Here is a 12,110-nt window from a genome sequence, read left to right on the forward strand (position 1 = left end):
TTTTATTTTCTTCTCGGTATCGTGAAATAAACTGTAAATCCACCATTCTCAGCTGGTTCAGCATTGATGCGACAGCCACGTTTTCCGGCAAACTCGTCATGGTCGCGAATAATCTGCTTGCAGACAAGATACTCTGTACCTCGCAACTCTCCTTTTTCTCCTGTTGCCGTCATACGTTCCAGGTTTGGATAGAAAAGTTGATTTAATTCCTCACGGTTTTTCGTCCTTCGCATATCAGTGAAAAGGAAACGAATATATTCTCCGTCTACTGCTGCCGCCAAATGTATTTTTCCATCCAGAGGAACAGACAAAGCTTCATCTATCAGATTCTCCAATAAGAAACGAAGTTGGATAAAATCTCCGACCACTCTTTCGTCAATAGCTTTCGTAGAGAAAGATACAGCAAACTCTTTTCCCTTATTCGCTTTACGGAAATATTTTTCTGCCAAAACAAACAACTCCGGTACGGAAATTATCCCTCGACGGAACGTAACTTCTTCCAACTGGCGCGATGCACACGAACTCAATATGGTAAATATACCTTTATAATATTCTATCAATTCGCTGATAGCTGAAACCGTCTCTTTTTCTTCCGTTTCTGAGAGAATACCTGAACGGAGTTTACCAATGAGTTGCTTGATCTTATTCGGATAATAAATTGTCTCGTGCTTGATGGTGGAAAGACAATTATCAAGCACCATATTCTGCACATGCAACATACCGTCCTCCCATGACGCCCGGTGTGCTTCTTCATGCGCTGCTTCAATGTCGCGGTATTTTGTTGCCAGTTTCACAACTGCATTGAAGACCACAATCGCTATATACCGCGCAATCAATTCCAACAATAAATGAGCCGTCTCCTGATCGACGCTCTCCTGCCGTTCAAGATATAACACACCCACACAACGCGAATCACCCGCAGCATCCACCACCAAAGGCAAAGCTTCAAATCCTGGTGCGGACAGTTGAGTATGCTGTTCAAAACAACGCTGAACTACTTCCTTCCAAAGTTCATCTTCTGCCGCAGATGATCCATTATCTCCCGCAGAGGACAACTCATTTTCTATAGAATTTGACGCATATTCCAGTTGATGTGTCGTTTCATTATAAACGGCGATTCCTAACCGATCAATACTTAGCAACTCATTTACGGCATCGAAACCTTCGTCAACGATACGTTGAGGAATAGCTTTCAGGGTATCTTCTTCCCGTTGCAATGCCTCTTCTGTTTCGGGAACTTGTATCAGGGAGGCAGCAAATATCTGTCTATTGATTTCCAAAACCTGTTCCAGATTCCAACGGTTTACAAGACGTTTACGAATATACAGAATGTAATATCCTAAAAGCAACATAGCTATAAGTCCGATAAACAAGATAACACCCACCATCTTATTATTGGTAGAACGTTCCAGTTGACGACAATATTCTTCCAATGACTGGTCTTCACCCAATAATTTGTACATGGTGGTATAGGCGGCATTATTATAACTGTACGCATCCCATTGTTTCAAAGCCAGAAAAGCGACAGCCGCCTCATTCCGGATATCCAGAATAACATGAAAGTCCGAATTGAAAAGCTCATTCCACCAGGATAATTCCCCCGGCTCCCCTTCTCCTCTCAATGACATGTAGCGCTGCGGATCCTGGGCATACCTTTTATAATGCGCATTCAGACAAGACATGGCAGAATCTACATATTCCAAAGCCTGTTCAAAATTTCCTTCCACATTACTATAATAGGCATCATTGGCATAGTCAGACGCCTCATTCAACAGAGCTTCAAACTCATTTTCCGCAGTTAATGACAAAGAATCCTGAGCCGTTTGCGCATAGATTTCATCCGGTTGCATCACCGCTTCCTCCACTGCTCTATTGCATGAGCTCATACCTATAGAAAAGAATATACACAGAAATACCATCAAAGTTTTACGCACTCCTGTAGGCAGACGGAAATAAAAACGGCTGCCCTTTCCTAAAGTACTTTCTACATTGAACAAACAGACTCTGAATACTTCGTTCGTCTTCCGGTATTTCTCAATGATACCTTTACAATTCATCAGGCCGAAGCCGCTCCCTTTGTTTTTCAGTAGTTCTTCCCGATCGGCAGCATCCAGTATACCTATTTCCTGCGAATTATACAATTTCTCACCGACAATACGCGTCACATCTTCTTCTGAAAGGCCATAACCGGTATCCTCTACTGAGATTTCCACATATTCTTCTGTCGAATTTGCATAGACTTTTACCTTGCCTCCTTTTGGAGTATATTTACGGGCATTTTCTGCAAGCGTGTTTATCATAAACAGCGTCAACGCCTTGTCAGCTTTCACATAGGTATCCGTTGGCGTCACTTCCAGTTGTTGCTGTTTCATTTCGAAGGCACGGCTTCCTTTCCGTATCAGATCGAAAAGCTCGTTCAATCCGAACGTTTCTATATTCAAGCTCAGGCTACCCTGTTTCATTTTAATCCATAAAGCAAGGATATCATTGTATTCATTGATGGTTGTCACCAATTCGTCCATATATTGATACTTCTCAGCCTTGATGTGTTCGTCATGGATAAAACCCTTTTCCGTCAGTTTATGCACTTCATTAATAATACGGTCTATGTACGGATGAATACCGTTCACGATGGCCATACACGCTTTCTTTATAAGATTCTGACGTTTATTTCCAGCTATATGCTGTTCGTACACATACCGTTCTTTCTCCAACCGACGACGTTCGTCACCCAGCGAAATGGAAGTCATGCCATTGTCAAGCGCCCATGTAATATAAGGAGCAATCACATGTAGTATTGCCTTCTCATCCTTCGTAAGACGTTTGGGTAATACCAACTGCCCATCTTCTATCCGGATGTCTTTTACACTGAAAAGTTCCTCTATATCTGTCTGCACAGCTGAAAGAATGGCATCTACAATTTCTTCTTCCGTCTGCGCGTCCGTGGGAATAGAAGCGGTTATTTTCTGGCAAATGTCCAACATCTGCCTCAAACGGTGCAAATGGACATGATTACGTTCTTTAGACCGCTTATTGAATATCCAAAAGAATAAAACCACCAGTATAAAACCGACAATCACAAAGAAGAGTAAAATATTGAGTTGCCGAGCTTCACTTTCCAAAGCCTGATAACGGCTTTCCAACTCCTTATCCTGCCGGGTATCTTCCAGTATATCCAGATAAATATTGCGATTATAATCAGAGTGTTGCTTCATTTCCAGTCCGGCATACGTAACACTCAGTTGTTCGCGAATACGTGAAATCCATTCCGGAACGGTTCGTAACTTACGCTCTATCCATGCTTTTTCTGAAGAAATGGTATCCCGTATATCATAGGTTTTCAACCAGTCCAAGCTATCGTGGCAATCATAAAAACGGCGATGATGGCTGTTCACACACTCCAAGGCAAGCGTCAATGTATCCAATGCTTCGGCGTAGTTATCATGCGCATTCAAATATTTACCAATAGAAACATAGGCACCGGCAATCTGATACACATCATTATATTGCTTGAATTTCTTCAAAGCCAATTGTCCTAAATGCATGGGCAACAAAGAATCCACGGGAACATCAAACTGTTTCAGCGCATGAGAACGCCTGACCTGGAAAAAGTCATAATTATCGGGAGATGCCATCAGGTTAGCAAGCCCCTGCACTCCATTACCTTCAAAATACAAATATCCTCCGCGGGATGCCATTTTCCAAGTTGTATACAGTTCGTCGAATTCACGCAAACGACGTTCATCCGCCGTTTCACCATCACAAAGTGCCGCCGATCCTTTTATATAATGATAATACAGTAACTGGTTTGTATCTGCCGCAAGTTCTTCCTGCGGATATATTTCGTTGATGGAAGCCACCGCTTCCGGACGTTGTTGCAGATAGTAGTAATAAACAGCGGAAACGATATAAAATTCGGAGCGGGCATAGTTCAGTCTCAACCGTTCGTGCTTATCTACAAAAAGTTTGTTATCTTCATCTATTCGTTTCATGCGGCGGAGGGCACTGTTCCGATAGTCATAAAATTCTTTGTTCATGGCTGTCCGCTGATAGATTTTCATCAATCCGATATCGGCAACCAGCAGTTCCAGCTCATTTTTCGTGAGACTATACACATCTTTATGAAACTTCTCCGCTTTCTCAAAATCCATGCGCATAAAAGCGCAAAAGCCCAGATTATTGGATGCTTCCGCTTTCCCCTGGCTATACAGATTTACTTTTCCATAAGCTTGTGTGGCAGCATGACAAGAAGAGTCCAGGTCTTTATAACGATAAGAATAAGCCACTTGGTTGAGCGAATCGATAAGATATACTTCCTTGGTGGGAGCAGTACCCACACAAGAAATCATTACTATGCAAAAACACAGTAAGCCCACCAATCGTATATGAGGAAACCGTTTCACTTAGCAAAGCTACAAATAAATCCGGGAAAGAAAAAAGATTTTTCTACAATAAGTCTTGTAGAATGTAGCGGGAAATTCATAACTTTGCAGCCGTATTAAACAAATAGGTAACATCTATTACAAAATGAGCGAAAAAGCACCCGTAATGGTATTCTCCGGAACTAACTCGAGATACCTTGCAGAGAAAATCTGCGCAAGCCTTGATTGCCCTCTGGGAAAGATGAACATCACCCACTTTGCTGATGGTGAGTTTGCTGTTTCCTATGAAGAGTCAATTCGTGGCGCACATGTATTCCTGGTTCAATCCACCTTCCCTAATTCCGACAATTTAATGGAACTTCTGCTGATGGTTGACGCTGCTAAAAGAGCGTCTGCTAAAAGTGTAGTTGCAGTCATTCCATATTTCGGTTGGGCACGACAGGACAGAAAAGACAAACCTCGCGTTTCTATCGGCGCAAAGTTAGTAGCCGATTTACTTTCAGTAGCAGGTATCGATCGTTTGATTACGATGGATCTCCATGCTGATCAAATCCAAGGTTTCTTCAACATTCCGGTAGATCACTTGTATGCTTCGGCAGTGTTCCTCCCCTATATTGAGTCCTTGAAATTGAAAGATCTTGTAATTGCTACGCCGGATGTGGGTGGTTCCAAACGTGCCAGCACATTCTCAAAGTATTTGGGAGTTCCCCTGGTATTGTGCAACAAATCACGTGAGAAAGCAAACGAAGTTGCATCCATGCAAATTATCGGTGATGTAACCGATAAGAATGTAGTATTGGTAGATGACATCGTAGATACGGCCGGTACTATCACCAAAGCAGCTAACATTATGTTGGATGCCGGTGCTAAATCAGTACGCGCTATTGCAAGCCACTGTGTAATGTCCGACCCGGCGTCTTTCCGTGTACAGGAATCCAGTCTGACTGAAATCGTATTTACCGATAGTATCCCTTATTCTAAGAAATGCGCGAAAGTGAAACAACTCAGTATTGCTGATATGTTTGCAGAAACCATTAAGAGAGTGGTGAATAATGAGTCTATCAGTTCACAGTATATTATCTAATAGAGAGTTGGATATAAAAACAAAGGCTACGCAGTTTAATATTGCGTAGCCTTTGTCTTTTATTTAGAGTTTCAAATCTCAATCATTCTACTCCAGTCTTCCCATTTTGTACGTGCCCTTTTTTATTACTTTTCCGTTTTTATCCGTTTCAACAAAAGGACCGTGCTTTTTGCCTTGCTTGAAGAAGCCTTCGTAACGATTACCGTTTTTATCCTCCTGTATACCGTTACCTTCTTCCATACCATTCACAAAACCACCTTTATATTTAGTTCCGTCTGTCATAATCAGGGTTCCCTGACCATTGAACTGGTTGTTTTTCCATTCGCCTTCGTAGGAATCACCTACATTCCATTTATAGATTCCGCGGCCGTCACGTTGGTTGTCTTTCCAGTCGCCGTCATAGACTGCACCATTTGCCCAGGTGAATACACCTTTTCCATGTTGCATGCCGTCCTTAAAGTTTCCCACATACTTATTGCCGTTAGCGTGATAATAAATGCCGGCTCCGGTACGTTCGCCCTGCACATACGCACCTTCATAGCGATCGCCGGTGTGGAAGAAGTAAATACCTTTTCCATGTTGCATGTCATCTTTCCAGTCGCCTACATATTTATCTCCGTTGGCATATTCGAAAGTCCCTTTTCCGTCACGCACATCGTTCTTCCAGTCACCTTCATATTTACAGCCGTCATTCCAGACAAAAGTACCCTCACCCTCTTTTTTATCATTCTTCCAGGAACCTTCATATTTGGAACCGTTTTTCCAGGTGTATGTGCCTTGACCTTCACGTTTATCATTTACCCAGTCTCCTTCGTAAATGTCACCGGTGTAATAGTACATTGTACCTTTGCCTTGCTGATAGTCCTGAAACCACATACCATCATAGCGGTTGTTATTCATGAAATAGTAGATGCCCTTACCGTGTTGCTGATCCTGAAACCATTGTCCTTCGTACTTTTCACCGTCAGGAAATGTATAAATACCATATCCTTCACGCTTTCCTTTCACATACTCACCTTCGTAGACATTGCCATTCTTGAAAACCGTCTTACCCTTTCCGTTGGGTTTACGTCCTTTCATTTCACCCGTATATACAGAGCCATCTTTGAAGGTATGAGTTCCTATCTTTATTTCAGAAGAGAAAGTTGTTTTTACTTTGTCGAAGAAACCGGATTTCTTTTCCTGGGCCGTCGCCCCGCCTTGGGACATGAATACCAGAATGAGTGCAGTATATAGATATTTCATTGAAAATTATAAATTAGCGATTTTAATAAAAAGACGTGTAAACGCAGCAACTTGTTACACGCCCTATATAGTATTTGCACAAAGATACAATTAATCTGCTAAAAGGAAGGGGTATCACACCTTTTTTATGACATTTTTTTGCCGGATACGATTTCTTTTAATGTCTCTTTGCACAAATAACGTGAGGCAAGTTCGCGTATCTCGACAGGAGTAATTGTCTTCACTGCTTCTACGGCATCCCTTACATACGAATCGGGGAGGCCGGAAGTATGAATAAAGATCCAAGCGTCCGCCAGTGAGAAGGCAGACTCATAGCTGCGACACATATCACCCAACATATAGTTTTTCACCATAGCAAGTTCTTCGGCAGGTACGAGGTCATTTTGCAGGCAGTCTATTTCATGGTAAACTTCTTTGATAAGCGGTTCTACAAATTCATTGGCAGTCTCTGCATTGACAACCAACAGTCCACTATCGGGATAAGGCATGATGCCGGCAGATATACCATACGTATATCCTTTATCTTCACGAATATTAGACATCAAACGGCTACCGAAATACCCTCCGAACAAGGTAACCAGAACGCGGACTTTCAAATAGTCAGGATGACGTCGGTCCAAAGAAAGCATTCCCATGCGAACAGCACTTTGCATTGCATCGGCACGCTCGGTAAAAATACGTTTCTCAAAAGAAGTTACCGGAACATAGGACAGTTTTTCCGGCTTCCGGAAATCTTTGCCGAAAGGTTCACTTCCAAAAAGAGTTTCAATACGACGGATAGCGTCTTCGCTAACCTTCCCCGCAAGATAGATACTGCAATTTCCGGAATGATAATATCGGTCGTAAAAAGATTGCAAGACAGAAGGGTTGATCAAATGATAATCTTCCTTCTGCACTAATTGCCCGCACGGATGCGTATCACCATATACGGCATTTATCAAAGTGCGATGGGCCAGAAAATCCACCTTGGAGCTGTTTACAAGAAATTGTTGGATATTGCTGTCAATAATCACTCCCAACTCTTTTTCAGGGAAAAGAGGTTCTTTTACGATAGATTCAAAAATATCTAAAGTTTCCGGCAGATATTTATTTAAAGAATAAAGGGTGATATAAGCATACTCGGACGAGCTGGAAAGTTCCAACCAGGCACCATAGTAATCCAACTTTTCGGCAATGGCCGCGGCCGAATAACGTCGGGTACCTTCGCGCAGCATCCGGTTGGTAAACAAAGCCTGCAAGCGTTGATTCTGTTGCCAGCGTCCACCTTCTATCAACAGGTCAATTCGGACTACTTCATTATCCCCGGCATTGAGTATATATAAAGGTATGCCATTTTTCATCACCCGACATTCAGGAGATGGCACTGCCAGTTGTTCCGGCTCACAAATAAGGGGCTGGATAGTTCTGTCTAACATATTTTCAAAAATTCTTCAGCCTTTTCCAAATCCTGGGGAGTATCAATGCCAATGGTCTCTACTTCGGTAATACCGGCTTTAATGGTATAGCCATTCTCCAGCCAACGAAGTTGTTCCAGCGATTCTGCCAGTTCCAGCGAAGATTGCGGCAATGAAGTAATCTCTTTTAAAACTTCAGCACGATAAGCATATAATCCTATATGCTTATAATAAGTGTGATTTTTCAGCCAATCTTGTTTTTCCGCATTTCGCTGATAAGGAATAATGGAGCGGCTGAAATAGAGTGCATTCATATTCTTATTCAGCACTACTTTCGGAGAATTGATATTCTCCAAAGCTTCAAATCCATTCTCAGGAGTAAAAGGTTTCACCAATGTAGCAATCTGGGTCGTAATATCGTCGAAGCAAGCTTTTACAGTTTCCAGTTGGGAGGGTTGAATAAAAGGTTCATCACCCTGAATATTGACTACGACATCAAAATCTCCCCCTATTTTAGTATATGCTTCATAGCAACGATCCGTGCCGCTTTTATGATTCACAGAAGTCATCACTACTTTACCTCCGAAAGCTTTTACAGCTTCTTCGATCCGTTCATCATCTGTGGCCACATAAGCATCGTCCAGAATACCTGCCACTTGTTCATATACTCGCTGTATTACAGTTTTACCTCCCAGCATGGCCAACGGTTTTGCAGGAAAACGCGTGGATGCATAACGGGCGGGAATGATTCCTAAAAACTTCAACATGTTTATATTTACAATTTAATAGATACGCGTACCCATTTATAATTACTCTATCTCTTTTAATCCCCGGCAAATATAGTCCCTTTTTAAATCGTCGGGTTTATAGACTATATCATCACATGATAATAAGTCCAGATCCAACCGGACTATTTCTTGCTTTTTCTCTTCAGGCATCCGCCCCGCTTCCCGTTCAATAGCTTTCAAACAAGAAGTTATTTCCGCCGCATCGTTACTGGAAATAAAACGTGCCACCTGATTGGAAAATAAAGATGAACGCCGGAAATAAAGCGGTTTAGTCTCTTCTTCCGTAGAAAAACGAATACTAGGAAACAGTTCTTTCAACCGCTTCCGCGCCAACGAAAGATTCTCTTTCTGTTGCTCGTTACTACCGATGCTGATTGTATAAACCACTTTCGAAATCAAGAATTTAGACCGATACTTGAACTTTAATCAAAGAAATCATCCAAACCAGTTTCTGATACCGATTCAAAATTAACGTCCCCATTATCCTTACAAGGATCGAAACCTTCCGGAAGTTGGAATGTCTCATTTTCATCATATCCCAGTGTCTTGTCTCCAAGTACTTTTACCATATATTTAGCCCAGATAGGCAATGCCATAGAAGCACCTTGCCCATGCAACATAGTATCGAAATGAATATCGCGCTCTTCTCCACCAACCCAACATCCGGATACCAGTGAAGGAGTAAAGCCCATAAACCAACCATCTGCATTATAGTTAGTTGTTCCGGTCTTACCACCCATATCAGCTTTCACACCTAAACGACGAACACGTCCACCTGTTCCCTCATTAATAACGGCACGAAGCATAACCAACATCTTATAAGCACTGGAAACACTGATAACTTCTTCCATTTCCGGAGAGAACGTAGCTAATACATTTCCGTCATTATCTTCAATGCGAGTTACAAACAGTGGAGCTACACGGATACCTTTATTGGGGAATGCCGTATAAGCACTGACCATTTCTCCTACCGAAATTTCACAAGGGCCAAGACACAAAGAAACTGACGGCACAATTTCACGATTACGCACACCAAAGCTTTCAATCAAACGCTTCAGAGAATATGGATTGAGCTTACTCATCAGATACGCTGTGATCCAGTTGTCAGAGTTAGCCAATCCCCACTTAACAGTTACCATCTCTCCATAACGTTTGGTATTGGCATTACGGGGTGTCCACGGTTTACCGTTTTCGTCAATTAAAGTATATTCCACATGACGCGCTTCATCACAAGGAGAATAGCCATTCTCCATAGCCAATGTGTAGACATAAGGTTTGATAGTAGAACCTACCTGACGACGACCTACCATTGCCATATCATATTTAAAATAATGATGATTAGGCCCTCCAACATATGCTTTCACATGCCCATTATGCGGATTCATAGACATAAAACCTGCACGGAGGAAGTGTTTGTAATAGCGGATAGAATCCATAGGTGTCATGATTGTATCCTTTTCACCATTCCAGGTAAATACCGACATTTCTTCAGGTGTATTGAAAGCTTTTTCTATTTGGGCATCCGATGCCCCGGCTTTCTTCATGATACGATAACGGTCGGACTGTTTCATGGTGCGGGTAAGAATTTCATCTACCTGTTCCTGTGTAATTCTGTTACTGTAAGGCGCTTTTTTACGTCCTTTCTTTTCTTTGAAGAAATAGCCTTGCAATTCTTTCAGGTGCTCTTCTACTGCCTCCTCTGCATATTGCTGCATACGGGAGTCAATAGTGGTATAAATTTTCAGACCGTCTGTATAAAGATTATATTTAGACCCATCTTTCTTAGTGTTCTTTTCACACCAACCAAATAAAGGATTATTTTCCCAGTCAAGAGAATCTTCATAGAATTTTTGCATCTGCCAACCACGATAATCTCCCTTTACAGGTTTCTTTGCATTCAATACACCACGCAGATATTCGCGGAAATAAGTTGCCATTCCTTCATTATGGTCAACGCGAGTATATTTCAGAACAAGCGGAAGAGCCTGCAAAGAGTCACATTCTTCCACTGTAATATATCCGGCTTTACGCATCTGATCAAGCACCACGTTACGACGCCCGCGTGAACGTTCATTATATCGTACTGGATTAAAATAAGATGGATTCTTGCACATTCCTACAAGCATAGCGGCTTCTTCTATTTTTAAATCATTTGGATCGCAACCGAAATAAGTATTGGCAGCAGTTTTAATACCTACTGCATTGTTCAAGAAATCAAATTTATTAAGATACATGGTAAGTATCTCTTCTTTAGTGTAATAACGTTCCAGTTTCACGGCAATCACCCACTCGATAGGTTTCTGAAACAAACGTTCCATTACATTATCCGCACTGGGTGAATAAAGCTGTTTGGATAATTGTTGTGTAATCGTACTACCTCCACCTGCATTCGTCTGGAATAGCAAACCACGCTTCACGATAGCGCGAAACAATGCGATGGCATCAATTCCGGAGTGTTTGGCAAAACGCACATCTTCCGTTGCAATCAAAGCATTGATAATATTGGGAGACAGATCATTATAGCCTACATACACACGATTCTCTTTACTAAATGAATAAGTTCCGAGCACCTTCCCGTCTTCTGAGAAAATTTGTGTAGCAAACTTATAATTGGGGTTTTCCAGATCTTCGACAGGAGGCATATAGCCTATCCAACCTTTTGCAATGGAGAAGAAAACAGTGACGCAAGCCAATACTATGACGGCTAAGAATATCCAAAGGATTTTTATGATGTTCTTTATCATGTTTATTACTGTAAATTCACTAAATCAATAAAATAGATTACCTGTAAAAATAACAAGGCAAAGGTACGGAATTATATTGGAACACCCTTATAAATTCTATAGAAAACTCTTAAAACGCCACACTTTATCATCGGAAATGCCACATCTTAATGGGTAAAACGCCACACTTCAGCAGGCACAAAGTGTGGCATTTGGGGTGATGAAACATGGCATTTTGGTCACCCAAAAGAGCAGAAAACAGATCATTTTGGAGGTGTTTTTTGTTTAGGAAACGGCCGATTCCAAGCTATTTTTTGCAGAAAAATGCATTTTTTTGCTTAGGTACAAAGTGGAGTTTTAAAGGCTAGACTTTTATTATTCAATACTTTAACCAAAACAAACAATACACTTTTCTTTCTTATATATTCTTTATATAACAACAACAGCAGATAAAGAAAAAGAAAAGCTGCTGCTGGTAATGATCCAAACAAATT

The 12,110-nt window shown here is 41.5% G+C and carries 7 protein-coding genes; 1 reads left to right on the forward strand and 6 read right to left on the reverse strand.

All coding sequences use genetic code 11. The features are described from left to right. Positions 1–2: 2 nt before the first annotated feature. Positions 3–4,349, reverse strand: coding sequence for a DUF5113 domain-containing protein (locus K6V21_RS19700; RefSeq protein WP_224319617.1), 4,347 nt, complete (start codon positions 4,347–4,349; stop codon positions 3–5). 178 nt (positions 4,350–4,527) lie between these two features. Here K6V21_RS19700 and K6V21_RS19705 point away from each other — a divergent pair, with 178 nt between their 5' ends. Beyond that, positions 4,528–5,466, forward strand: a complete 939-nt coding sequence (locus tag K6V21_RS19705) for a ribose-phosphate pyrophosphokinase (protein WP_217713956.1) — start codon at positions 4,528–4,530, stop codon at positions 5,464–5,466. Between the two features lie 87 nt (positions 5,467–5,553). On the opposite strand, the gene K6V21_RS19710 is transcribed toward K6V21_RS19705, so the two are convergent. The 5 genes from K6V21_RS19710 to K6V21_RS19730 form a co-directional block, all read right to left on the reverse strand. Next, positions 5,554–6,711 (reverse strand): phosphatidylinositol-4-phosphate 5-kinase, encoded by a 1,158-nt coding sequence (locus K6V21_RS19710; protein WP_224319618.1) that lies wholly within the window; start codon positions 6,709–6,711, stop codon positions 5,554–5,556. 125 nt (positions 6,712–6,836) lie between these two features. Beyond that, positions 6,837–8,126 carry a M16 family metallopeptidase gene (locus K6V21_RS19715; RefSeq protein ID WP_224319619.1) on the reverse strand — a complete coding sequence of 430 codons (1,290 nt, stop codon included), beginning with the start codon at positions 8,124–8,126 and terminating at the stop codon, positions 6,837–6,839. Further along, entirely contained in the window at positions 8,120–8,869 is a 750-nt protein-coding gene (gene kdsB / locus K6V21_RS19720; RefSeq protein WP_029427955.1) for a 3-deoxy-manno-octulosonate cytidylyltransferase, read from the reverse strand. Before kdsB ends, K6V21_RS19715 begins: the two co-directional genes overlap by 7 nt. 45 nt (positions 8,870–8,914) lie before the next feature. Then, positions 8,915–9,280, reverse strand: coding sequence for a 2-amino-4-hydroxy-6-hydroxymethyldihydropteridine diphosphokinase (locus K6V21_RS19725; protein WP_224322067.1), 366 nt, complete (start codon positions 9,278–9,280; stop codon positions 8,915–8,917). Between the two features lie 35 nt (positions 9,281–9,315). Next, complete coding sequence (locus tag K6V21_RS19730; RefSeq protein ID WP_224319620.1) at positions 9,316–11,637, reverse strand: transglycosylase domain-containing protein; 2,322 nt, start codon at positions 11,635–11,637, stop codon at positions 9,316–9,318. Positions 11,638–12,110 lie beyond the last annotated feature (473 nt).

It is taken from the genome of Bacteroides cellulosilyticus (genome assembly GCF_020091405.1).
Lineage (GTDB): Bacteria > Bacteroidota > Bacteroidia > Bacteroidales > Bacteroidaceae > Bacteroides.